The 26,017-nt window shown below is 28.9% G+C and carries 21 protein-coding genes; 19 read left to right on the forward strand and 2 right to left on the reverse strand.

Annotation, left to right across the window (positions count from 1 at the left end):
* Window positions 1-5 precede the first annotated feature (5 nt).
* From HPRAE_RS00510 to HPRAE_RS00535, 7 genes are all read left to right on the forward strand, one after another.
* Window positions 6-1,322 (forward strand): Na+/H+ antiporter family protein, encoded by a 1,317-nt coding sequence (locus tag HPRAE_RS00510; RefSeq protein WP_014552288.1) that lies wholly within the window; start codon window positions 6-8, stop codon window positions 1,320-1,322.
* Between the two features lie 139 nt (window positions 1,323-1,461).
* A complete protein-coding gene (locus HPRAE_RS11340; protein WP_083787864.1) occupies window positions 1,462-1,578 on the forward strand; it encodes a helix-turn-helix domain-containing protein in 117 nt (38 codons plus the stop codon).
* Window positions 1,579-1,825: 247 nt separating this feature from the next.
* Complete coding sequence (locus tag HPRAE_RS00515) at window positions 1,826-3,238, forward strand: alpha,alpha-trehalose-phosphate synthase (UDP-forming) (protein WP_014552289.1); 1,413 nt, start codon at window positions 1,826-1,828, stop codon at window positions 3,236-3,238.
* Window positions 3,210-4,025, forward strand: a complete 816-nt coding sequence (gene otsB, locus HPRAE_RS00520) for a trehalose-phosphatase (protein WP_014552290.1) — start codon at window positions 3,210-3,212, stop codon at window positions 4,023-4,025. The genes HPRAE_RS00515 and otsB overlap by 29 nt, the downstream gene beginning before the upstream one ends.
* Window positions 4,026-4,170: 145 nt before the next feature.
* Window positions 4,171-5,163 carry an aldo/keto reductase gene (locus tag HPRAE_RS00525; RefSeq protein ID WP_014552291.1) on the forward strand — a complete coding sequence of 331 codons (993 nt, stop codon included), beginning with the start codon at window positions 4,171-4,173 and terminating at the stop codon, window positions 5,161-5,163.
* A 39-nt stretch (window positions 5,164-5,202) separates the two neighbouring features.
* On the forward strand, window positions 5,203-5,874 hold the full coding sequence (gene deoC, locus HPRAE_RS00530; RefSeq protein WP_014552292.1) for a deoxyribose-phosphate aldolase: 672 nt from the start codon (window positions 5,203-5,205) through the stop codon (window positions 5,872-5,874).
* Between the two features lie 226 nt (window positions 5,875-6,100).
* Window positions 6,101-7,588 (forward strand): GGDEF domain-containing protein, encoded by a 1,488-nt coding sequence (locus HPRAE_RS00535; protein WP_014552293.1) that lies wholly within the window; start codon window positions 6,101-6,103, stop codon window positions 7,586-7,588.
* Window positions 7,589-7,655: 67 nt separating this feature from the next.
* Here the strand turns inward: HPRAE_RS00535 and HPRAE_RS00540 are convergent, their stop codons facing one another.
* Both HPRAE_RS00540 and HPRAE_RS00545 read right to left on the reverse strand, forming a co-directional pair.
* Window positions 7,656-8,972, reverse strand: a complete 1,317-nt coding sequence (locus HPRAE_RS00540) for an ATP-binding protein (RefSeq protein ID WP_014552294.1) — start codon at window positions 8,970-8,972, stop codon at window positions 7,656-7,658.
* A complete protein-coding gene (locus HPRAE_RS00545) occupies window positions 8,969-9,679 on the reverse strand; it encodes a LytR/AlgR family response regulator transcription factor (protein ID WP_014552295.1) in 711 nt (236 codons plus the stop codon). Before HPRAE_RS00545 ends, HPRAE_RS00540 begins: the two co-directional genes overlap by 4 nt.
* A 225-nt stretch (window positions 9,680-9,904) precedes the next feature.
* On the opposite strand from HPRAE_RS00545, the gene HPRAE_RS00550 reads away from it, so the two are divergent.
* From HPRAE_RS00550 to HPRAE_RS00610, 12 genes are all read left to right on the forward strand, one after another.
* Complete coding sequence (locus HPRAE_RS00550; RefSeq protein WP_014552296.1) at window positions 9,905-12,340, forward strand: glycoside hydrolase family 3 C-terminal domain-containing protein; 2,436 nt, start codon at window positions 9,905-9,907, stop codon at window positions 12,338-12,340.
* A gap of 6 nt (window positions 12,341-12,346) precedes the next feature.
* Window positions 12,347-12,856, forward strand: a complete 510-nt coding sequence (locus tag HPRAE_RS00555) for a hypothetical protein (protein ID WP_014552297.1) — start codon at window positions 12,347-12,349, stop codon at window positions 12,854-12,856.
* A 111-nt stretch (window positions 12,857-12,967) separates the two neighbouring features.
* A complete protein-coding gene (locus tag HPRAE_RS00560; protein ID WP_014552298.1) occupies window positions 12,968-15,961 on the forward strand; it encodes a glycoside hydrolase family 3 N-terminal domain-containing protein in 2,994 nt (997 codons plus the stop codon).
* A 129-nt stretch (window positions 15,962-16,090) separates the two neighbouring features.
* On the forward strand, window positions 16,091-17,242 hold the full coding sequence (gene glf, locus HPRAE_RS00565) for a UDP-galactopyranose mutase (RefSeq protein WP_014552299.1): 1,152 nt from the start codon (window positions 16,091-16,093) through the stop codon (window positions 17,240-17,242).
* A gap of 4 nt (window positions 17,243-17,246) precedes the next feature.
* Window positions 17,247-18,269 (forward strand): glycosyltransferase family 2 protein, encoded by a 1,023-nt coding sequence (locus HPRAE_RS00570; RefSeq protein ID WP_014552300.1) that lies wholly within the window; start codon window positions 17,247-17,249, stop codon window positions 18,267-18,269.
* 669 nt (window positions 18,270-18,938) lie between these two features.
* On the forward strand, window positions 18,939-19,361 hold the full coding sequence (locus tag HPRAE_RS00580) for a MaoC family dehydratase (RefSeq protein WP_014552302.1): 423 nt from the start codon (window positions 18,939-18,941) through the stop codon (window positions 19,359-19,361).
* Window positions 19,362-19,425: 64 nt separating this feature from the next.
* A complete protein-coding gene (locus HPRAE_RS00585; RefSeq protein WP_014552303.1) occupies window positions 19,426-20,268 on the forward strand; it encodes a 3-hydroxybutyryl-CoA dehydrogenase in 843 nt (280 codons plus the stop codon).
* Window positions 20,269-20,356: 88 nt separating this feature from the next.
* Window positions 20,357-21,139, forward strand: a complete 783-nt coding sequence (locus tag HPRAE_RS00590) for an enoyl-CoA hydratase-related protein (protein ID WP_014552304.1) — start codon at window positions 20,357-20,359, stop codon at window positions 21,137-21,139.
* Window positions 21,140-21,230: 91 nt separating this feature from the next.
* Entirely contained in the window at window positions 21,231-22,370 is a 1,140-nt protein-coding gene (locus HPRAE_RS00595; protein ID WP_014552305.1) for an acyl-CoA dehydrogenase, read from the forward strand.
* Window positions 22,371-22,398: 28 nt separating this feature from the next.
* Entirely contained in the window at window positions 22,399-23,187 is a 789-nt protein-coding gene (locus HPRAE_RS00600; protein WP_014552306.1) for an electron transfer flavoprotein subunit beta/FixA family protein, read from the forward strand.
* 19 nt (window positions 23,188-23,206) lie between these two features.
* Window positions 23,207-24,463 (forward strand): electron transfer flavoprotein subunit alpha, encoded by a 1,257-nt coding sequence (locus HPRAE_RS00605; protein WP_014552307.1) that lies wholly within the window; start codon window positions 23,207-23,209, stop codon window positions 24,461-24,463.
* 355 nt (window positions 24,464-24,818) lie between these two features.
* Window positions 24,819-26,000: an acetyl-CoA C-acetyltransferase gene (locus HPRAE_RS00610; protein ID WP_014552308.1), complete on the forward strand. Its 1,182-nt coding sequence runs from the start codon at window positions 24,819-24,821 to the stop codon at window positions 25,998-26,000.
* The last annotated feature ends 17 nt before the right edge of the window (window positions 26,001-26,017 follow it).

The raw sequence follows: 26,017 nt of genomic DNA on the forward strand, positions 1-26,017 counted from the left end.
TTAAATTGTTAACAAATCCTGTAGTTATTTCGGTATTAGTAATGTTAGGCCTAAGTTTATTAAATTTAAATGTAATTTTAGCTTTACTAGTAGCTGCTCTTGTGGGAGGAACAGTTTCGGGAATGGGTTTAAATGAAACAATGTCAGTTTTAATTAATGGAATGGGAGGTAATGCTGAGACTGCTTTAAGTTATATTTTATTAGGTGCTTTGGCAGTTGCTGTTCAGAAAACAGGCTTAGCAACTATCTTGGCTAAAAAGATTGCCCGTGTTATTAAGGGTAAAAAAATGATTTTAGTTGGAATTATTGCAGTTGTTGCTTCTTTTTCACAAAATTTGATTCCTGTGCATATAGCTTTTATTCCAATACTGATTCCACCTTTAATTGGAGTAATGAACAAGTTGAAAATTGATAGAAGGGCAGTGGCATCAGCTTTAACCTTTGGTTTGAAGGCTCCTTATGTAGCTATACCAGTTGGTTTTGGTTTGATTTTCCATAATATTATTAGAGATGAAATGGCTGCAAATGGTCTTGAAATAACTACTTCTTCTGTATCTAGTGTAATGTGGCTTCCAGGTTTAGGAATGGTAGTTGGTTTATTAGTAGCTATCCTTATTACTTATAGAAATCCTAGAGAATATAAATCGCTTCAAGAAACAGGGATAGAAGGTGAAGTTTCAGAAGATAATCAAGAAAAATTAGGTTTAGAAACTAAGCACTATGTTGCTTTAGTAGGAGCTTTATCAGCCCTTGTTGTGCAGCTAACAATAGGTTCTTTACCTTTAGGTGCCATAATAGGTATTGCAATTATGGTTATTTTTAGAGCTATTAAATGGGAAAATATCGATGACTTAATAAATGGTGGAATAGGTTTAATGGGTTTTATTGCTTTTGTAATGCTGATTGCTTCTGGTTATGGAGCAGTAATTAGAGAAACAGGAGCAGTTGCTCAGTTGGTTCAGTCAGCATCTAATGCAATTGGTAGCAATCAATTAATGGCTTCTACAATTTTAATTGGAGTTGGCTTAATTGTGACAATGGGAATTGGTACTTCATTTGGGACAATACCAATTTTAGCAACCATTTATGTTCCCTTAGGCTTAGAACTTGGTTATGGCCCTTTGGCTATTGTTGTTTTAATAGGTACAGCAGCAGCACTTGGTGATGCTGGTTCACCAGCTTCAGATAGTACTTTAGGTCCTACAGCTGGTTTGAATGTTGATGGCCAGCATGATCATATTTGGGATACTTGTGTTCCAACCTTTTTGCATTTTAATATTCCCTTAATGATCTTTGGAATAATAGGATCTTTAATATTTTAATTAATAATTATTTAAATAAATTATTTTTAAATTCAAGTTGATAGAGCAGATAGTAGTAAAATTTTAGCAATTCAATTAAATTAATAGATATAAATCCCCTTAATAGATTTTTATTTTTAGTTCTAAATAAGGGGATTATATTTTTGGATTTTCTTTTTTAAGTAATATTGAAAATGGACGCCAAAATCCATCTTTAAGGAATTTAAAAAAAATTGCTAAAGCTCTAGATATTTCTTTAAAGCAACTTTTAGAATAATTTTTTAATGTTTAGGAAATTATACCTAATTGTTTATTGTGGATAATATTTATAGCTCCATAATTTCCAACATCAACAAAATTTAACCTTACTGTATTACAGATTGTCCGAAGGAGATTTTGTTCATTTAATTGTTTTGGGGAAAACAAGAAAGTATTTTGTTAAATAATTACTTTAATTTTTAATTTTTTTTGTTATTTTATTATTAGAATGGTTTATAAAAACTAGGAGCTAGGAGGTAATAATAATGAAATCTAAATTAGAAGAAAAACGATTAGTTCTTGTTTCAAATGGAGAACCATATAAACATGTCTATAATGATCAACAAATTGAGCAGCATAAATTAGCAGGTGGTTTAACAACAGGTTTAGATCCTATGATGCAGGAAACTAATGGTCTTTGGATTGCTTGGGGGAGAGGAGAAGCAGATTTTGAAGTTGTAGATCAAAATAAGAAGGTTAAAGTCCCAAATCCAGAAGGCTATACTTTAAAAAGAATTGAACTTGATCAAGCAGAAAAAGAAGGCTTTTATTATGGTTTTTCAAATGAAGTAATGTGGCCAATTAGTCATACTTTTATTTCAAAAGCTAATTATGATAAAGATTATTGGAAATATTATCAAAAAGTAAATAAAAAATATGCTGAAAACATTAAAGAAGAATTAAAAGAAGATGATTTGGTTTGGATTCATGATTATCATCTAGCTTTAGTTCCTGGCTTATTAGCAGATACTGAAGCTAAAACTTCACTTTTTTGGCATATTCCTTGGCCAGCATGGGAAGCTTTTAGAACTATTCCCTGGCGAGAAGAAATAATTAAAGGTATGTTGGCAGCAGATTTTTTAGCTTTTCATACTGATTTATTTGTCTATAATTTCTTAAATTGTGCTAAAAAAATCGGAGCAGAAGTTGACTTTTCTGAGCGAGAAGTTAAGTATCAGGGTTCTCAAACTAAGGTAGAAAGTGTACCTTTGGGTATAGATTACCAGAAGTTTAATCAACTTGCTCAAGATGGTGATTATCTGAAAAAGGCAAAAGAGGTCAAAGATAATTATAAAACAGAAAAACTAGTTTTTGCAGTTGACCGTTTAGATTATACAAAGGGAATTGAAGAGAGATTAGAAGGAATTAATCGCTTTTTTGAAAAATATCCTGAGTATAAATCAAAGGTAACTTTTGTCCAAAGGGTTGCTCCAAGTAGAACTGGTATAGCTGAATATCAAGAGATGAAAGAAAGAATTGAGAAAAAAGTTGCTCAAATTAATGGTAAATATCAAAAAGATCAATGGCAGCCAGTTAAATATTTTTATGGCTCAGTTCCTCAATCAGAACTTTTACCTTATTATAAAGCAGCTGACTTAGCTTTAATTACAGCCTCAATCGATGGCATGAACTTAGTTGCTAAAGAATATTTGGCAGTTCAAGACTCAGGAGTACTTTTACTTTCAGAATTTGCTGGTGCAGCTGAATATTTAGATAGTGCAATCAAAGTTAACCCTTATAATGTAGAAGAATTAGCAGATAGTATTTATCAAGGTTTAGAAATGTCAGAATCTGAGAAAAAACAAAGATTAGAGGCAGCTCAATCTGATTTAAAAGAATATGATATCAATTGGTGGAGAGATTATTTTATTGAAAAATGGCTTGATAGTTATGAATAAAAAATATATTTTAAATGAAAATCACCTTAATAATTTTAAGGAAAAAATAAAAAGTAGAGATAAAATTCTTCTCTTTTTAGATTATGATGGGACGCTGGCCCCTTTTAAGCCAGATCCACTTGCTGCTTTTGCTTTACCTGAAATTAAAAATCATTTAGAAAAAATAGAAAAATCTCAAAAATATGAACTTAGCTTAGTTTCAGGGCGGAAGCTAAGTCAATTAAAGCAAATGATTAAACTTAAGCAAAGTAATTATGCTGGTAGTCATGGTCTGGAAATTGATTTAGTATTTTTAGACCAGACTCTTTATCCTGTGCAAGCAGAAAAAGAAGCTAATTTAGAGAATTCAAATTATCAAAAAGTAAAAAAGATATATTCTGCTCAGACTGGAGTTGAAGTAGAAACTAAAGGTTTTGGTTTAGCACTTCATTTTAATTCTCAAACTGACAAAAAGAGTGAAATAAAGAAAATAAAAGAATTATTAAAAAAAGATAGTTATCAGGTTATTTCTGGGCGTCAAGTAATAGAAATTAGACCTGCAGCTTGGGATAAAGGAAAAGCTGTTACTTATATTAGTCAGCAGTTAAAAAAAGAGTTTAAATTTAATGATTTTTTAAGGATTTATATTGGTGATGATAGAACAGATGAAGATGCTTTTAAGGTTTTAGAAAATGGAATTACAATTTATGTTCAAAATGAAGCTGATTTAGAAACAGAAGCTGAATTTTATCTAAAAAATCCTAAAGACACAGCAAAATTATTAGAAGTAATGGCAGGTTATCTTTAAAAGCCTGCTTTTTTTAATTTTTTAACTATAATTTATTTAATTTAAAATTTATTCAATTAACTAATAAAATTTTAAGAATAGTTTGTAATTATGATTTAAATTAAATATAATAAGAGTAGAGATTAAATAATTATGGAGGGATAAAATGGAATATAGAACTGTTGGCAAAACTGGAGTTCAGGTTTCTTCACTTTGTTTTGGAACAATGCCTTTTGGAGGACTTGCTGATGAAAATATGTCTCGGAAAATGTTTAAAGCTGCTCTAGATAAAGGAATTAATTTTTTTGATTCTGCTGATGTTTATAATGAAGGCCGTTCAGAGGAACTTTTAGGTAAGTTTATGCAGGAATATAAGTGTCGAGATGAATTGGTTATTACTTCCAAGGTTTTTGGAAAAACAGGCACAGATGTTAATGCTAAAGGTCTTTCGCGCCGTCATCTTAAATTAGCAGTTGAATCAAGTTTAAAAAGATTAAAAACTGATAGAATAGATTTCTATTTTGTCCACAGTTTTGATTCTAAAACAGATATATTACAAACTTTAAGAGCTATGGATGATCTAGTTAAGGAAGGTAAAATTTTATATCCAGGAGTCAGTAATTGGGCTGCTTGGCAAATCCAAAAAGCATTGGGGCTTTCTCGGCAGGAAAGTCTAGCTCGCTTTGAAATTGTTCAGCCAATGTATAATTTAGTTAAAAGACAGGCAGAAGTTGAGATTTTACCAATGGCAGCATCAGAAAACTTAGGCGTTATTTCTTATAGTCCACTTGGTGGAGGACTTTTAACTGGTAAATATGGTAAAGATAAAAGACCAGCTAAAGGTAGGCTTGTAGATCGAGAAGATTATGCTACTAGATATGGGTTAAAACAATATTATCAAATAGCAGAAGATCTAAATAATTATGCTGAAAAAAATGGTTTTGAACCAGCTGCTTTAGCAGTTGCCTGGGTCATGTCTAATCCTAAAATAACTGCTCCTATTATTGGAGCTCGTAATTTAGAGCAGCTCAAAGGTTCTTTAGCTGCCTTAGAAATTGAAATGAGTTCAGAAATGAGAGCTGCAATTACTGACTTATCAATTACTCCCCCTCCAGCCACAGATAGATTAGAAGAACAAAAAAACATAAGTTATTTTTAATAGTTAAATTATAATAAAAAAATCAGGAGGATTTACTTTATGAATAAGGAAGAAATTGCAAAAACAATTGACCATACTCTTTTAGGAGCAGAAGTTACTGCAGCTGAGGTTAAAGAAAAATGTGAGGAAGCTAAAAAATATAATTTTGCTTCTGTTTGTACTAATCCAGACCAGGTTGCTTTAGTAAAAAAAGAATTAGCTGGATCTGAGGTCAAAGTTTGTACAGTAATCGGTTTTCCTTTAGGTGTTAATTTAACAGAGATCAAAGTTAAAGAAGCAGAGGCTGCTGTTAAAGCAGGTGCTGATGAGTTAGATATGGTAATTAAGATTGGGGCTTTAAAAGCAGGAAATTATGAGCAGGTCCAAAAAGATATAGAAGCTGTTGTTAAAGCTGCTCCATCAAAAATTGTTAAAGTAATAATTGAAACTTGTTATTTAACAGAAGCTGAAAAAATAAAAGCTTGTAAAATCGCTAAAGCAGCAGGAGCAGATTTTGTTAAAACTTCAACTGGTTTTGGCTCAGGTGGAGCAACTATAGAAGATATAGTTTTAATGAGAAAAACAGTTGGTGAGCAGATGGGAGTTAAGGCTTCAGGTGGTGTTCACAGCTTAGAAGAAGCTCAAGCAATGATTGATGCAGGAGCAACTAGGATTGGAGCTAGTTCTGGAGTGCAAATAATTGAAGGTCAAGTAACTGATCAGAGTTATTAAATTTTTAAAAATTGAAGATTGAAGATTGAAGAAAAAACTTTTAGAATGAACTATTATAATACTTCCAAAGTAGCTAGTCGCCTTAACTAAAATAGACTATCTACTTGGAAGTGTTTTTTATCTAGAATCTTTCTTTTAAGCTTCTTTATGCTATAATTAAAGCAAATAGCAATTAATTTCAACTAATTATTAGAGTCCTAAATTATTATTTTAAGGGGGAAGCAAGTTGGAAAAGTCATTAGAAAAGTTAAAATATATAATTATTATTCTCTTAGCCATAGCCATAATAATTATATTTTTTAATCAGTATATTAATATTAAATCTCTGATTAAGGCTAAATATGAAAGTAGACAGAAATTAGTTGAAAAAAATATTTTACAAACAGTTCAGTATATTAATGATGCCTATCAAATTGCAGAACAAGATTTAAACCAGGAAATGAAAAAATATTCTAAAATAATGCTGGCTAAATATAAACTAGAACCTGAAGTTAAGAATTGGAATTTAGAAAAAATGAAAAATGAGTTTAAGTATTATGATATTTATATTATAAATAGAGATTTAAAGATTATTAAGACAACTAAAAAATCTGATTTAGGCTTAGATTTTTCAGAATTTGGCAGTTTTACCAAAGTAATTAGACAGCGTTTAGAATCTAATTTTTTTGCAGTTGATCGGATTGGTTTAGCAACTCAAACTGGGGAAGTAAAAAAATATAGCTATCAGCCGACTCCTGATAATCAGTATTTATTAGAATTAAGTATCTCTGTTGAAGATAAATATTCAAGTTTTAATCAGTTAAATATGTTTAAAGATGCTAGTTATTTAACTAATCAATACCCCATAGTTGAAGAAATATCTTTTTATAGTGTTGAAACAAATAATTATGGTGTAGCTAAGGTGCAAGACAGCAAAAAACCTTACCTTGATGTTGATATTCCAAAGCTGCAGAAAGATTTAGCAAGGCAAACAGTTTTAAAGAAAAAAGAACAGGTGACTACTTTTAGTAAAAATAAATCAAATTATACTCTTAAATTTTTTCCAGTTTTAATAGATTCTAAGGGTAATAATCAAAGCTGGAATGCTTATGTTGTTGGAATAACTTATAATGATCAGGTGATGAAAAGAGAATTAAGAGAACAGCAATATTTATTTGCTATTAATATTTTATTAATGCTTATTTTTTTCATTGCCTTTATTTTAGTAATTATTTATTTACTAAATAAATTTGAATATCAAGCAAATCATGATAAGCTAACAGGCTTGGCAAATAGAAAATTATTTTTTAGTAATTTTGAAAGATTAAAAGAAGAGGCAGATAAATCAGAAACAAAGTTAGGTATTTTATTTATAGATATAGATAAATTTAAAATGATTAATGATAATTATGGCCATAATATTGGTGATCAAGTTTTAAAAAAAATTGCTAAGAGATTAGAAAACAATTTAAAAGAAAATGATATTACTGCTAGAATAGGTGGGGATGAATTTTTAGCTGCTTTAGCTAATTTGAATTCTGAAACTGAAATAATTCAAATTACAAAGAGATTGATTGCAGAATTAGAAAATCCGATTGTTATTAGAGAAATAGAAATTCCAATGAGTATTAGTTTAGGAATAAGTATTTATCCTGATGATGCTCAAGGACTAGAAAGTTTAATTAAAAAAGCTGATTCCAAAATGTATGAAGCTAAGGCAAATATTGAAGATTAGAATTGAATAAATAGATTTGAGGCTGTGTAATGTAAAAATTACTTACAGCCTTTTTTAATTATATGATTTAAATGTTAATTTCATCTATTGGGAATAATATATTTAATTCAAACCAATTATCTTTAGTATAAATTTTAGTACTTCCACCGTATTTTTTGCTTGTATGGCTAATGCTTTTTAATCCATATCCATGAAAATCATTATTATTTTTTGTTGTTAAGGGCAAACCTTTTTTGAAATTAAGCTTGTTTTGATAGTAATTTTCAAATTTTAAAATAATAAAGCCTCTTTTTTGGGAAAGAGTTGTGTGAATTATTCTTTTATCATGATTTTTAATTTTTTTACTAGATTCAATAGCATTATCTAAAGCATTACCGAATATAGAGCAAATGTCTCTAATCTCCATAAAACTTAATAATTTACCATTTATTACTCTTGTAAATTGAATATTATTTTTTTGACAGATTATATTTTTGCTAGTTAAAATAGTATCTAAAACAGAATTTCCAGTATTATTTTGGGCCTCATAGATTTCAATTTCATTTTCTAAAGAATCAAGCCATTTCTTTTTTTTATTATTATCTAAATCTTGTCTTAAAATATTAATTTGATATTTAAGATCATGATATTTCTGGTTAATTAAATCAATACTATTTCTAGAATTTTTGTATTGGATATATTGATTATTTAAAACATTACTTAAGGCTTCTACCTCTTGTTTTTCTCTTCTTTCACAGCAGTGAATAAAATGGGCATATAATATTGCATACCCTCCAATATCGACCAATGTACGAATTTTAATTATTTCTTGTGGATATTGGCCACTAAAAGGTGTGTTACTAAATATAAAGCTAATATTGCTAATAAAAAATACTGCTGATCCAATTGAAATAGCGCCTATCAATTCCCAGTTATTAACATTTAATTGAAAATCTTCTTGCAAATAACGCTTCTCTAATTTCCAGCTTAAATATAGAATAAGTATATAAATTAGGCTAAAAAATAAAATTTTTGTATAGTCGGAAGCATTATTTTGAGGCCAAATAAACCAATAGAATTGTCTTTCTAAAGAGGCTATTAATTCAGCCAGTATAAAAGCTCTAACTGAATAATAGGCAGCATCTTTGAAAGTTGTTTTGGTAGTATAATAGATAAAAGCAAACATTATTATTATAGCAGCAATCATACAAGGTAGCCAGAAAAAAATTGGTAATTTTTTAGTATAAACTAGAAAAGAAGATTGAAAAAACAATATAAATAATGAAATTAATATTATTTTTTTAAGTCTAAATTTTTTTGGGAGAATGCTAATATAAATTAAACTTGCTGACCATTCAGCTAAAGCAGTATAAACTCTAGGGATTTCAAGGATTAGATTTTTCATCTGATAACCTCCCGCATGTAATCTGTGAGAGAATCTAAAAAATCTGCTTTGCGATTACGACTAATTAATAATTTTTTATCTTTAACAAAAGTATATTTACCTTTAATACCATCTACATACTTTAAATTAACTAAATAACAGCGGTGACAGCGGAAAAAACCATGCTTTTTAAGTTTGGATGCTATTTTTTTCATGGTACCAGAAGTAGAATAATCACCATTGCTTGTATGATAAGTTAGGGTATGATTTCTAATCTCAATATAGTAAATTGCTTCAATATTTATCTTTTTAGCACCATTTTTATTAATTATAGTAATATATTTAGAATTTTTATTGTTTATTTTTTTAATGGCTTTTTTTAAGCATTGGGTGAAAGAAAAATAACTAATAGGTTTTAAAATATAGTCTAAAGCATTTACTTTATAGCCTTTAATTGCATATTGCGATGTATTTGTAATAAAAATAATAATAACTTCTTGATCTCTGGATCTAATTTTCTCTGCCGTAGTTATTCCATTCATATGTTTCATTTTAATATCCATAAGTATTAAATCAAATGTTGCTTTATAATTTTCTGTTATTTGAAAACCATCTGTAAAAAAACTTATTTTAAAATTCAAATCATTTTCTAGTTCATATTTTTTTAGGTATGATTCTATTTGCTTTAAATAAGTATTATCATCTTCAACAACCGCTATATTTATCATTAAGTATCTCCTTTTTAAATGGATTTTTAATTATAAACTAGATAAAAATTTGATTACTTAGTTTTAATTTTAACTCAAATTTGTCTTTCAGTAAAGTTTTAAACTTAAATTTGCAATTCACGAAATTAAAATACGATTCACGAAGTATATCTTTTAATGAAATAATTTAAAAGTTATAATAATTAAAACTAATCAAAAGTATTAATTTAATCTTGAGGTGAAAAAATGAAATATGAAAAAATAATTTCAAAGCTGACTCTGGAAGAGAAAGCTTCATTACTTTCAGGAAAAGATTTCTGGACAACTAAAGCAATAGAACGTTTAAATATACCAGAATTAACTTTATCAGATGGCCCATATGGTATTAGACGGCAGGAAGAAGAAGTAGATCATTTAGGTTTGCATTCTGGAACACCTGCAACTTGTTTTCCTACTTCAGCTACAATCGCTAATAGTTGGAACCAAGATTTGGCAGAAAAAATAGGGGAAAGCTTAGGAAAAGAAGCGATTTCAAAAGAAGTTGATATTGTTTTAGGTCCGGGCTTAAATATTAAACGCAGTCCTTTGTGTGGTAGAAATTTTGAATATTTCAGTGAAGATCCTTATTTATCAGGAAAAATAGCTGCTGCTTATATTAGAGGGATTCAGAGTAATGGAATAGCAGCTTGTCCTAAACATTTTGCTGTTAATAATCAAGAATTATTAAGAATGACAATTAATGCAGTAGTAGATGAGAGGACTCTCAGAGAAATTTATTTGACTGCTTTTGAAATTGCTGTTAAAGAAGGGAAACCAAAGGCAATAATGACAGCTTATAATCAAATTAATGATGAATATGCCAATGAACACTCATATCTTTTAAATGATATTTTAGTTGAGGAATGGGGCTTTGAGGGAATTGTAGTAACTGATTGGGGTGGTAGCAATGACCACCTTAAAGGTGTTAAAGCTGGTAGTCATTTAGAAATGCCAGGTACAGGCAGAACAAGTGATTTAGAAATAATTAAAGCTGTAAAAAATAATGAACTAGACCTAGAATTACTAGATCAAAGAGTAAGTGAATTTTTAAATATTGTTTTTAAAATTAAAGAAAATAAAATAAAAAATAATTCAGATTTAAAGCTTGAAGAAAATCATTCTGTTGCTAGAAAAGCAGCCGAAGATTCAATAGTTTTATTAAAAAATGAAGATAATATTTTACCTTTAGCAGCAGGTTCTAAAGTTGCTGTAATCGGTGATTTTGCAGCTAAGCCTCGTTATCAAGGGGCAGGATCAAGTATGATTAATCCAACTAAATTAGATAACTCAGTTGATTTAATTAAAGAGAGTTATCTTAATTTCCTAGGTTATGAAAAGGGATTTGATCGTTATGGAAAAGAAGATTTGCTTTTAACAGATTCAGCTTGTAATTTAGCTAAAAAAGCTGAGGTTGTTCTTCTTTATTTAGGTCTTGATGAAAGTACAGAGTCTGAAGGTATTGATAGAAAAAATATGAAAATTAATCAAAACCAAATTAATCTTTTAAAAGATTTAAAAAAACATAATAAAAATATTATTGTGATCTTAAGTGGTGGTTCAGCAGTAGAAATGAGTTGGATAGAAAATTGTCAAGGATTACTTTATGCTTGTTTACCTGGACAAGCTGGAGCAGGTGCAATTATTAATATTTTAACTGGTAAAATAAATCCTAGTGGAAAATTAACTGAAAGTTTTCCAATTAAATATTCTGATACACCTGCTTATAATTATTTTCCTGGCAGAGAAAAAACAGTTGAACATCGAGAAGCAATATATGTTGGTTATAGATATTATGATAAAGTTGATCAGCAGCTTAAATTCCCCTTTGGTTATGGCCTAAGTTACACTAATTTTGAATATTCTGAACTTGCAATTAAAAATTCAAAAATTAGCTTTAAGTTGGAAAATATTGGTGAAACTGCTGGTTCTGAAGTTGTTCAGCTTTATATCGGTTTAAATGATTCAGCTATTTTTAGAGCCAAAAAAGAATTAAAAGGATTTAAAAAAGTATATTTAGAAGCTGGTGAAAAAAAAGATGTAGTAATTAAAATTGATGATAAAGCCTTTAGATATTTTAATATTAAAAAAAATAAATTTGAAATTGAGTCTGGAAAATATCAGATTTATATTGGAGCATCTTCTGCTGATATTAGACTTCAAACTAGTTTGAAAATTGAGGGTAATAATATTGAACAAATATATCCTAAAGCTGATTTAATTGATTATTATTCAGGTAATATTAAGAATATAGATAACCGACAATTTGAGAATATATTGCAGAGAAAAATTCCAAAATCTAGTTGGGATGAAAATCAAAAGTTGAAGCTTAATGATTCAGTTTCTCAATTATATTATGCAGATAGTTTAATTGCTAGGTTGATCCATAAGATTCTTATTAAAATTAAAAAGCATTCAGAAAAAAAGGGGAAACCCAACCTTAATGTCTTTTATTTATTAAATATGCCTTTTAGAGCAATTTCAAAAATGTCAGGTGGTATGATTAATCGAAAAATGTCAAAAAATATAGTGGAAATGGTTAATGGAAATTTATTTAGTGGTCTCAAAAATTTTATAAGTAATTGGTTTGAAAAAGAAAAATTAGTTAAAGAACTTCAAAGAAAATTAAATAATGATAAGGAGTAGCTAACTATGGAGCTTATACAAGACTTTAAAGACGAACATCCAGATATTTATGAGTTTATAATGTTTAATATTTTTTCTAATATTGCCACCATAACGAATTTTGCTGTTTTAAATTTAAGTAAAAGTATTATCTTTCGTTCATTAATGGATGTTAATTTTAATTGGTGGATATTTAATTATTCTGCTGCAAAGGGTGGACTTGGTGGCTTTTTAGCATTTTTCTTTGCTTATGCTGCAGCTCAGATTGTAAATTTCTTTGTTCAGCGAGAAATAGTATTTAAGTCAGAGAGTAAATTAAGTACAGGTTTAATACTTTATTTTTTAACAGTTGGTTTTGTTTATATAATTTGTCTTTATGTTCCAACTTTAATTATGGAACCACTAACAGAAATTTTTGGGAGCTTATTGGCAACTAATATTACTAATGGAGTAAATATTATGATTCAAGTTGCTTTAATTTATCCAATGCTTAAATTTGTAATTATGAAAGATGACAAAGCAGAAAATAATCTATAATACTAAAAAATATTAGAATATTAACTTTAGGGTGGTGGTAAATTTAGAGGTTTGAATATTATTAAAAAGTTGTAAATTTAATTATTATTAAAGTTTAAGGGGAGGATTTAAATGAAAAAAAGATGGTTTAAGTTATTGACAACAATTATTTTACTAGCTATTATAATTGGAGGGGTTGTTGGATTTATAAATTATAAATTGACAAATTCAACAATAAATATTCGAGAAGATGATTTTGATAGTATGGTTAATGCTCTTAGTCCTTATTTAATTACTGCTGGAGCACTAATATTGGTAGTCTTAATAATTTTATTAATTTCTAGAAAGTATTCACAGAAAACTAAAAATTTGATATTAGTACAATCTATTTTAGCAATTATTTTAATTGTTTTTGTGATTGGAAATTTAATTATTTTTGGTCCTGCCAATAAAATTTTGAATTTGTCTTTAAGCAAAAAATATGCCCTATCTGAAGCAACAGCTTCTAAGTCAGGGGAGTTAGGAACTAAAATTGTGGAGGAAGGGGTTGTATTATTAAAAAATGAAGGTGAAATTTTACCTTTTAGCTCTAACAATAAAAAATTAAATGTTTTTGGCTGGTCAGCAACTAATCCTATTTATGGAGGAACTGGATCAGGGACTATAGATACTTCTAAAACTATATCATTACTAGATAATTTAAGAGCTACAGGCTATAAAATTAATGAAAATTTAGTTGATTTTTATACTTCTTATAGTTCTTCCCGGCCTATGGTTGGAATGTGGGGTCAAGATTGGACTATTCCAGAACCTAAACTTGAAGATTATAATTCAGAAGGGATTTTTGAACAGGCAGAATCTTTTTCAGATACAGCTTTGATTGTAATATCTAGATCTGGTGGTGAAGGAGCTGATTTACCAAGGAGTATTACAGATAGAGATGATTTAAAGCCAGGTGGTATGTTTGGTCAATCTGGAGTTAGATATACTAGTAACTCTGATGATATAGATATAAATAAACACTATTTAGAATTGAGTCATAGAGAAAAAAATATGATAGAAAGAGTTACTTCTAATTTTAAGGATGTAGTTGTGATTATAAATTCCGCAAATCCAATGGAGCTTGGTTGGTTAGATGATTATAAGAGCATTAAAGCTGCACTATGGTATCCTGGACCAGGAATCACTGGTTTTAAAGCCTTGGGTGGAATATTGGATGGGAGTATTAATCCTTCAGGTAAATTACCAGATACTTATGTTTATGATTTATTAAAAACACCTACAAATAATAATTATGGTGATTTTACTTATACTAATATGGATAATGTTATTAATAGTGATAATAATGATGAAAAATATGAAGCTCATTTTGTTAACTATGTTGAAAGTATTTATGTGGGCTATAAGTTTTATGAAACTGCAGCAGCAGAAGGTTTAATTGATTATGAATCTAAAGTACAGTATCCTTTTGGCTATGGTTTATCCTATACTAGTTTTGAACAGGAAATAGTTGATTTTAATTGGGATAATAACTCAGTTAAACTGGATGTAAAAGTAACTAATACGGGTAAAAGTACAGGTAAAGAAGTGGTAGAAGTATATTATACACCTCCTTATTATAATGGTGGGATTGAAAAATCAGAAGTCAATTTAATAGAATTTGCTAAAACTAGTAATTTAGCACCTGGTGAAAGTCAAAGAATAAGTTTAAGCTTTGATTTAGAAGATATGGCTTCCTATGATTATAAGAATTATGAGAGCTATGTTTTAGAAAAAGGAGACTATCAGATAAGTCTACGCTCGGATTCACATACACTTATAGATTCTCGGACTATAAATATTGATGAAGATTTAATTTATAACGAAGAAAATAATGGTTCACGTTCAGGGGATATTGAAGTAGCAACTAATCAATTTGATTATGCTCATGGAAATGTTAACTATCTTAGTCGTGAAGATGGATTTGCTAATTATGAAAAAGCAACTGCAGCACCTTCAAATTTTAGCCTAGAAGATAAATTTAAACAGGACTTTTCTGCAATTGCTAATTATAATTTAGAAGCTTATAATGATTCTGAAGCTGAAATGCCTATTTTAAAACAAAATAATAATTTAGAAATAAGGGATGTTGCAGGTTTAGATTATAATGATCCAAAATGGGAAAAATTATTAAATCAACTTTCTATTTCAGATATGAATAAATTGATTGCCTTGGGTGGTTATTCAACATCTGCTCTTAATTCAATTAATTTACCTAGAACTGTAAGTGCTGATGGGCCAGCTGGGTTAAATAATAATTTTAGTGGTCAAAGTGGTACAGGTTTTCCAACTGCTGTTCTTATTGCAGCTACTTGGAATAAAGATTTAGCTTTTGATTTTGGAATTCAAATAGGAAAAGAAGCAGCAGAAATGCATGTTACAGGTTGGTATGCTCCATCAATGAATATTCATCGTTCGGCTTTCTTAGGACGTAGTTTTGAATACTATTCTGAAGATCCATATTTATCAGGTTCTATTGCTGCAAAATCAACCAAAGGTGCAGAAGAACAAGGTTTAGTAGCTTATATTAAGCATTTTGCTCTTAATGATCAAGAACAAAATAGAGATAAAATTTTAGCAACCTGGGCAGATGAACAAGCTATGCGAGAGATCTATTTAAAACCATTTGAAATGTCTGTTAAAGAAGGTGGGGCAACTGGAGTTATGTCTGCTTTTAATTATATTGGAAATAATTGGGCCGGAACCTCTAGTTCTCTTTTAAATGAAGTATTACGAAAAGAATGGGGATTTAGAGGTCATGTAATTACAGATTATTTTATGGGAGATAAGTCTACAGGATATATGGATGCTGATCTTGCTATTAGAAATGGAAATGATTTAATGTTATCAACTACAGGTGAAAATGGTGCTTATATTGATGACTTAGAAAGTGCAACAAGCATTTCAGCAATGAGGACTGCATCTCATAATATTCTTTATTCAGTTGCTAATTCTAATGCTATGGATCCTAAAAACTTTGAAATGGAAGCTTGGGTTAAAATAGTCATTATTATTGATATAATAATAGCCTTAATCTTGTTAGCCTTTGAATTTATTTACTTCAAAAAATATTTAAAGAATAATTAAGACTTAATAAATTTAAGTAAAGAATAATTTAATTAGTAAAAAAATAGAATTTAATCAATAATATTAGTACTAGTTCATTTAGATGAGCTAGTACTGATATAAATAAATTTTAACAGGAGATAGATTTAAATGGAAAACTTTGATGTAGATGTAGTGATAGTTGGTGCTGGTTTTGCAGGAGCTGTTACAGCAAGAAAGTTAGCAGAAACTGGAAAAAAAGTTTTAGTGTTTGAGCAAAGAAATCATATTGGTGGAAATGCATATGATTTTATTAATGATAATTCAATTTTGATTCATCTTTATGGTCCACATATTTTTCATACTAATGATCAAAAAGTATATAATTTTCTTTCACGTTTTACAGATTGGAGAGAATATAAGCATCAGGTAGTAGCATCTATTAAAGGGGAAAAAATGTCAATACCTTTTAATTTTGATGTTTTAGAAAAAGTTTTTGAATCTGATTCTGATTTATTAAAGGAAAAACTTTTGGAGGTATTTAAAAATAGGAAAAAAGTTTTTATTAATGAGCTTTTGGAATTTGATGATCCTGATATTAATAAGATAGCGACTTATATTTATGAAAATTATTATTTTTATTATTCAACAAAGCAATGGGGAGAACATTTTTCTAGCCTTGATAATTCAATTTTTAAAAGAGTCCCTATTTATTTATCAAAGAAGAATTATTATTTTGAAGATAATTGGCAGCTAATTCCTGCAGCTGGTTATACAAAATTATTTGAAAATATTTTAGATCATGATTTAATAAATGTGAAGTTAAAAACAGATGGTTTAGATTTTATTTCTTTAAAATCAGGGAAAGTATATTTAAAAGGAGAGCTATTTTCTGGCCCAGTTATTTATACTGGCTCACTCGATAAATTATTTAATTATGAGTATGGAAAATTAAAATATAGAACTCTAGACTTTAAATTTGAAAATTATAATAAAAATCATTTTCAGAATTATGGGGTTGTAAATTATACTTTAGATCAGGATTATACTAGAATAACAGAATATAAATATCTTACTGGTCAAAAATTAAAAAATAAAACCACAATTGTCAAAGAGTATCCACGTGAATTAGAAAAAGAAACTGATATACCATATTATCCTATTCCTACTAAAGAAAGTAGGGAATTATATTTTAAGTATCAAGAAAAATTGATTAACTATCATAATTTTTTCTGTTTAGGTAGATTAGCAGAATATCAATATTATAATATGGATCAAGTAGTTGCTAAAGCATTAAATTTATCAAATAAATTAAAGGATTGAAAAAATGAAATTAATAACTTTTGTAGTACCTTGTTATAATTCAGCTGAATATTTAGAGAGATGTGTAGAAACTATTTTACCTGGAGGAAAAGAAATAGAAATAATTTTAGTTAATGATGGCTCTACAGATCAAACTCCAATGATAATTGATGAATATGTTAATAATTATCCTAATTTAATTAAAGCAGTGCATAAAGAAAATGGTGGTCATGGTGATGCAGTAATGAAGGGCTTAGAAAAAGCAGAAGGTATATATTTTAAAGTAGTTGATTCTGATGATTGGCTCAAAATTTCTGCTTTAAAAAAGATTATTGATCAGATAAAGATTTTAGAAAAAAAAGATCAGCAGATTGATTTAATAATAAATAATTATGTTTATGAAAATCAATTTGATAATACAAGTAAAGTAATGAAATATACAAATGTTTTGCCAGAAAATAAAATTTTTGATTGGAATGCTTGTGGTAAATTTAGAATATCTCAATATTTGATCATGCATGCAGTCATTTATAGAACGGAAATATTAAAAAAAAGTAATTTATTTTTACCAAAACATACTTTTTATGTAGATAATCTGTTTGTATATCAACCCTTTCCTTTTGTAGATAATATTTATTATTTTAATTATGATTTATATCGTTACTTTATTGGTAGAGAAGACCAATCTGTGAATGAGGAAGTCATGATAAAACAAGTAGATCAGCAGTTAAAAGTAACTGAAATAATGTTAGAAGCATATGATTTAAATGAAGTAAAACAAAAGTCAGAAAAGCTTGCAAAATATATGTTAAATCATTTATCAATGTTAGTCTCAATTACATCTATTTTATTATTTTTAGATGGAAGTAAAGAAAAAATTAAGATTCATAAAAGATTATGGCAAAAAATAAAGAATAATTATCCTAAAATCTATTTTAAAATAAAATATAAATCATTTTTATTTCCTGTTAGTTTTAAAACTAGTGTAGGTAGAAAAATAGCAATTATAATTTACAGGATAACTAAAAAAATATATCACTTTAATTAATTGATTTAGTTTATTTTCTCTATTTGGACTAATAATGGTTTAACAATTATCTTTTCTATTTTAGCAAGCTTATAAAATTTTGTGATATTTTCATTTTTAAAGTTTAGTTAAAATTTATATTTTATATGTATTAAAAAATAGACAATTATTAAAAATATGTATATTTTAATATACATAAGAAATAAAAAATGAATATAAAAAATATTTTTTATAATTTTTAAAAAAATATATAGAAATAATTAATTAAAATTTAAAGACTATAGATACTTATAATTATAAGTATCTATAGTCTTTTTTTTATATTATTTTTTAAAAAAAGGTGATGAAATGATTATTTTTTTCTTTTAGGTATAATATATGCATTTATTATTTAGTGAATATATTATTTATTCCCAAGAGGATATTCTTTATGATTAAAAATGTTTATCTAGTTAAATATGATCCTATAACAATTGTTCAATTGAATATCATAAGAAGAGCAAATAAATTCGTTAATAAGTTAATTATTAGCATTTATATAAACGAAAATATTAATTTTTGCTTTAGTCCCTTGGAAAGAAAAAATACAATTAAAAAAGTTGCAAAAGAAGTTAGCTGTGAATATTATGATGGGTTATTAATTAGTTTTATGAAAACGTTTAATTCTAATTTAAATTAGGAGTGGGTATAATGAAAAAAGGATTTAGTATCAATGAAATGGAAATAGGACAAGAGGCTAGTTTTTCTAAAACGATTACTGAAGCTGATGTATCTCTTTATGCTGGTGTTACAGGTGATTTAAATCCAGCTCATATTAATGAAGAATATGCAAAAAAAACTATATTTAAAGGCAGAATTGCACATGGAATGCTTGGTTCTGGTTTTATTTCTGCTGTTTTAGGTACAAAATTACCTGGCCCCGGAACAATTTATATTTCTCAAAAAGTTAAATTTACTGCACCAGTTAAAATTGGTGATACTGTTACAGCTACAGTTAGAGTTAAGAATAAAAATGAAGAAAAAAACAGAGTTATTATGGATACAATTTGTACTACTCAAGAAGGAAAAGAAGTAATTGTTGGTGAAGCAGTTTTAATGCCACCAAAGAAATAATTATTTAGTATGTAATAAATGATCAATATTAGTTGACTAATATCAGAAAGGGGAAGTTTGCGTTATGAATAAAATTGGTATTTTAGGTGCAGGAACAATGGGAAATGGAATTGCTAATGTTATAGCTAAAAATGAATATCAGGTGATAATGGTAGATATTGATCAAGAAAATTTAGAAAAAGGCTATAAAAATATTGAAAAAAGCCTCAGTCGTTCTGTTAAAAAAGAAAGAATAACTGAAGCCGAAAAGAAAGCAATTTTAGACCGAATAGAAACTGCTTCCAAATTAGAGGCCTTAGCAGAGGTAGATTTAGTAATAGAAGCAGTAATTGAAAACTTAGAAATCAAGAAAGATATTTTCAAAAAACTTGATCAGATAGTTAAGGATGAGGCTATACTAGCTACTAATACATCTGCTTTAAGTATTACTGAAATTGCAGCTGCCACAGCTAGAAGAGAAAATGTTATTGGTATTCACTTTTTTAATCCAGTACCAATGATGAAACTTGTAGAAGTTATTAGAGCTGCTGAAACTTCTGATGCTTGCTATGATAAAGTAGAAGAGCTTGTAAAATCAATTAATAAAGAAGCAGTTAAAGTCAATGAAGCTCCTGGCTTTGTTGTTAATAGGATTTTAATTCCAATGATTAATGAGGCTGCTTATATTTTACAAGAAGGAGTTTCTTCTGCTGAAGATATTGATTTAGCTATGAAATTGGGTGCAAATCATCCAATAGGACCTTTAGCTTTAGCTGATTTAATTGGACTTGATGTCTGTTTAGCAATTATGGAAACTCTACATTCAGAACTTGGGGAAGATAAATATCGTCCCTGTCCTTTACTGAAAAAGAAAGTTAGGGCTGAACAGTTAGGTAGAAAATCTAAAAAAGGTTTTTATAATTACTAAAAAGTTAAATATCAGCTGCCCCGAATTTATATTTGGGACAGCTGTTTCATAAAAGATTTAACTAGACAGTCAATTAAGGGAGGCAAAGATGAATTATAATAATTTAATTCTTAACTTTGAAAATGAAATTGCTATTATAAAAATTAATAGACCTAAAGCTTTAAATGCTTTAAATAAAGAAACTTTAGAAGAGTTAGACCTAGCTATCACTGATTTAGATAAAAACGATAAAATTAAAACAGTTATTATTAGTGGAGAAGGTAAAAAGGCTTTTGTTGCAGGTGCTGATATATCTGAAATGAAAAGCATGAATGTAAAAGAAGCTAAAGATTTTTCTTTATTAGGTAATCAAGTTTTTAACAAAATAGAAAATTCAACTAAAATATTTATTGCAGCAGTTAATGGTTATGCTTTAGGTGGAGGTTGTGAACTTGCTTTAGCTTGTGATATTAGAATTGCAGCTAAAGGAGCAAAGTTTGGCCAACCAGAAATTAATTTAGGTATTATTCCTGGTTTTGGAGGAACTCAACGTTTAACTAAAGTTATTGGTAAATCCCAAGCCTTAGAATTGATTTTAACTGGTGATAATATTGATGCTGAAGAAGCTAAAATTTTAAAATTAGTTAATCAGATTGTAGAAGTAGAAGATATTATGGAAAAGGCAAAATTGATTGCTGAAAAAATAGCTAAGAAATCTGCTCCTATTATTTCTACTGCTAAAGAAGCTGTAAATTTCGCCTTAGAACATCCTTCTGCAGAAGGAAGTAAATTTGAAGCTAATTTATTTAGTACTTGTTTTAGTACTAAAGATCAAAAAGAAGGTATGCAGGCATTTTTAAATAATAGGAAAGCTGATTTTAAGAATGAATAAATAAGCTGTAAAGGGATTTAATTGGAAACTTATAAATAATAAATGAAGCTGATAGTAGTAAATAACAAAGTATAAATTTGGAGGTAAAAAAATGGATTTTAATTTAACTAGTACTCAAGAAATGATACAAAAAGTCGTAAGAGATTTTGCAGAAAATGAAGTAAAGGATATAGCAGCTGAGATAGATGAAACATGTGAATTTCCACAAGAAAATGTAAACAAGATGGCTGCTGCAGATATGTTAGGAATTCCTTTTCCTGAAAAATATGATGGTTCAGGTGGTGATACTTTAAGTTATGTATTAGCTATTGAAGAATTATCAAAAGCTTGTGCTACTCATGGTATTATTTTATCTGCTCATACTTCTTTAGGTGCTCACCCTATTTATCAATTTGGAAATGAAGAGCAGAAAGAAAAGTATTTAAAGCCTTTAGCAAGAGGAGATAAATTAGGAGCTTTTGGTTTAACAGAACCAGATGCAGGAACTGATGCATCAGCTCAAAAAACAACAGCAGAACTTGATGGTGATGAATATGTTTTAAACGGATCAAAGATATTTATTACTAATGCTGGTGTGGCAGATACATTTATAGTTTTTGCAATGACTGATAAAAGCAAAGGAACTAGAGGAATTAGTGCCTTTATTGTAGAAAAAGAATATCCAGGATTTTCTGTTGGTAAAAAAGAAAATAAATTAGGAATTAATGCTTCTGATACAAGAGAGTTAATTTTTAAAGATTGTAGAGTACCTAAAGAAAATTTATTAGGAAAAGAAGGTATGGGCTTTAAGATTGCAATGGCAACTTTAGATGGAGGAAGAATTGGAGTTGCAGCTCAGGCATTAGGTATTGCTCAAAGAGCTTTAGATGAAACAGTACAATATGTAAAAGAAAGACAGCAGTTTGGCCGTGCTATCTCTAAATTCCAAGGTTTACAGTGGGAAATTGCAGAGATGGCAACAAAAGTAGAAGCAGCAAGATTATTAGTTTACAAAGCTGCTAAAACTAAAGATTCAGGTCAAAGATTCTCAAAAGAAGCAGCAATGGCTAAATATTATGCTTCAGAAGCAGCATTTGCTGTTGCAAACAAAGCTATCCAATTACATGGTGGTTATGGATACATTAAAGAATACCCAGTTGAGCGCTTATTGCGTGATGCAAAAATTACAGAAATTTATGAGGGTACAACAGAAGTACAAAAAATGGTAATCGCAGGTTCTTTATTAAATTAATTGGGATTTATAAACAGGAGGTAAAATAATGAATATATTAGTATGTGTAAAACAAGTACCAGATACAGATGAAGTTAGAATTGATGAAGAAAACGGAACATTGATTAGAGATGGTGTACCAAGTATTATTAATCCAGAAGATAAAATAGCTTTAGAAGAAGCAGTTAGATTAAAAGAAGAGCAGGGAGGAAAGGTTACTGTAATTAGTATGGGACCACCTCAGGCAAAAACAGCTCTTTTAGAAGCATATGCAATGGGAGCAGATGAATGTATTTTAGTATCAGATAGAGCTTTTGCTGGTTCTGATACCTGGGCTACTTCTTATACTTTAGCTCAAGGAATTAAAAATGCAGGTGAATTTGATATTATTTTCTGTGGTCGTCAGGCAATTGATGGAGATACAGCGCAAGTTGGACCACAGATAGCTGAAAATCTTGGTATGCCTCAAATCACTTATGTTCGTGGTTTAGAAGTAGAAGGTGAAAAAGTTAAAGCTAAAAGAGCTTTAGAGGATGGATATAGTGTTGTAGAAACAAAAATGCCTGTTTTATTAACAGTTATTGATGGTTTAAATAAACCACGTTATCCTTCTATTAAAAGAGTAGTTGCTGCTTTTAAAAAGGAAGATTGTATTAAAGTATGGTCAACAGATGATTTTGAAGTTGACATGTCTAAACTAGGACTTGATGCTTCTCCAACTCAGGTATATGATACTTTTGTGCCAACAAATGAGAAAAAAGGAGAATTTTTAGAAGGAAATGAAAAAGAAAAAGTAGAAAAATTACTAGAAAAATTAAAACTAGAACAGGTATTATAATCATAGGAGGAATAGTTGAATGTTAAATATATTTGAAGATAAGTGTGTCGGGTGTGGAGTTTGTGTAACTAGCTGTCCATTTGATGCTTTAAAAATGGAAAATGATATAGCAGTTGTTGATACAGAAAAATGTACTATGTGTGGTATTTGTGTTAAAAAATGTAATTTTGATGCAATGGAAATTGATAAAGAAGAAACAGGTGAAAAACAAGATATCTCTGGTTACAAAGGTGTTTGGGTATTAGCTGAGCAGAGAGGTAATAAATTACTAGATGTTTCTTTTGAACTATGTAGTGAAGGAAGAAAATTAGCTGATGAATTAGGTACAAGCTTATCTGTAATTGTATTAGGATCAGATGTAAAAGAAGAAGCAAAAGAATTATTTGCTTACAAAGCAGATAATGTATATATTGTGGAAGATGAAGAACTAAAAGATTACAGAACAGAAACTTATACAGCTGTTATTTGTGACTTAATTAATGAATTTAAACCAGAAATAGTTCTTTTAGGAGCAACTCATAACGGTAGAGACTTAGGACCTCGTATTTCTGCTCGTTTAGATACAGGTTTAACAGCTGATTGTACAAAACTTGAAATTGATAAAGAAAGAAATATTTTACTTCAAACTAGACCAGCATTTGGTGGTAACTTAATGGCAACTATTATTTGTCCTGATCACAGACCACAAATGTCTACAGTTAGACCAGGAGTTATGGAAAAAGCTGAGCCAGATCACAGTAAAACTGGTGAAATTGAAGAGATTGAAGTAGAGATTAATGCTGAAAATGTTAATTCTCAGATTACTGATAGTGGTAAGATAATTAACCTTAAATCAGATTTATCAGATATTGATATTTTCACAACAATTAAAGAAATTGTAAAAGAAGCTAAAGCAAGTGTTAATTTAGAAGATGCTGATATTATTGTTTCTGGAGGTAGAGGTGTAGGTAGTCCAGAAAACTTCGAATTAATAGAAGAATTAGCTACTGTTTTAGGAGGAGAAGTAGGAGCTTCTCGCGCAGTAGTAGATGAAGGTTGGATTGAAAAACCACACCAGGTTGGACAAACTGGTAAGACAGTTAAGCCAAAAGTATATTTTGCTTGTGGTATTTCAGGAGCTATCCAGCATAAAGCAGGAATGGAAAACTCTAATTTAATTATTGCAATTAATACTGATCAAGATGCTCCAATTTTTGAGATCTGTGACTATGGTCTTGTTGGAGACTTGAAAAAAATTGTACCATTACTTAGTAAAGCTTTTGCAGAACTTAAGTAAATATTAATTATAAATTTAACTTTTAAGAATAAGGGCCAGTAAAGTATTTTAATGCTTTATTGGTCTTTTTATTATATATTATCTATTTTAAGAACATCATAAAATGAATGAGATCAGTTTAAATAAGAGCTAGATGTAGCATAATCAATACATAGTGTAGAAAAAAGCATACAAAATATAAATAATATTTTATGAAATAATTTAATAATTATAAAAAAATATATAAATTAAATTATTATTATCCTTAAATCCTTATTATAACAGGGATTATAAAAAAATATATATATTTTATACTTTTGGTATGATAATTGCACTATATTATAGATGGATAATAAAAAAATGGAGGTTGTTAATAATGAAAGAAGTTGTAATAGTTAGTGCTTTAAGAACAGCAGTTGGTAGTTTTGGTGGTTATTTCAAAAATGTTTCTGCAGTAAATTTAGGTGCAGATGTGATTAAAAAAGTTTTAGAAGAAACAAAATTAGATCCAGCCTCAATTGATGAAGTTATTTTAGGTAATGTACTTCAAGCTGGTCTTGGTCAGAATCCAGCTAGACAGGCAGCAATAAAAGCTGGTATTCCGAAAGAAGTTCCAGCAATGACTGTAAATAAAGTTTGTGGTTCTGGTTTAAAAACAGTAAACTTAGCTGCTCAAGCAATAAAAGCAGGAGATGGAGAAATCTTTATAGTTGGTGGAATGGAAAATATGAGTCAAGCGCCGTATTTGGATCAAAAAGGGCGTTGGGGGAAAAAAATGGGAGATAGTAACTCTATAGATGAAATGATAAAAGATGGACTTTGGTGTGCATTTAATGATTATCATATGGGAATTACTGCTGAAAACATTGCTGAAAAATGGAATTTAAGTCGAAAAGAGCAAGATGAGTTTGCTGCAATGAGTCAGCAGAGAGCTGAAAAAGCAATGGCTGAAAATAAATTTAAAAATGAAATTGTACCTATTATTATTCCACAAAGACGTGGAGATGATTTAATAGTTAATAAGGATGAATATCCAAGAAAAGGTGTTACAGTTGATGGTTTGAGCAAATTAAGACCTGCATTTAAAAAAGATGGAACAGTTACTGCAGGCAATGCTTCTGGAATAAATGATGGAGCTGCAATTTTACTTGTAATGTCTAAAGAGAAAGCTCAAGAATTAAATTTAGAGATATTAGTAAATATTACTTCTTATGCTTCTGCAGGAGTTGATCCAGCAATTATGGGGACAGGACCTATTCCTGCAACAAGAAAAGCACTTACTAAAGCTGATCTAAAAATTGATGATTTAGATTTAATAGAAGCAAATGAAGCTTTTGCTTCACAATCATTAGCTGTTATTAAAGAATTAGGACTTGATACTGAAAAAGTAAATGTAAATGGTGGCTCTATTTCTATTGGACATCCAATAGGTGCAAGTGGAGCTCGAATCTTAGTTACTTTAATTCATGAAATGATTAAAAGAAAATCAAAAAAAGGACTAGCAACCCTTTGTATTGGTGGTGGACAAGGAGCAGCTACATTAGTTACACGTGACTAAATAAATTAATTATTAAT

It is taken from the genome of Halanaerobium praevalens DSM 2228, assembly GCF_000165465.1.
Lineage (GTDB): Bacteria > Bacillota > Halanaerobiia > Halanaerobiales > Halanaerobiaceae > Halanaerobium > Halanaerobium praevalens.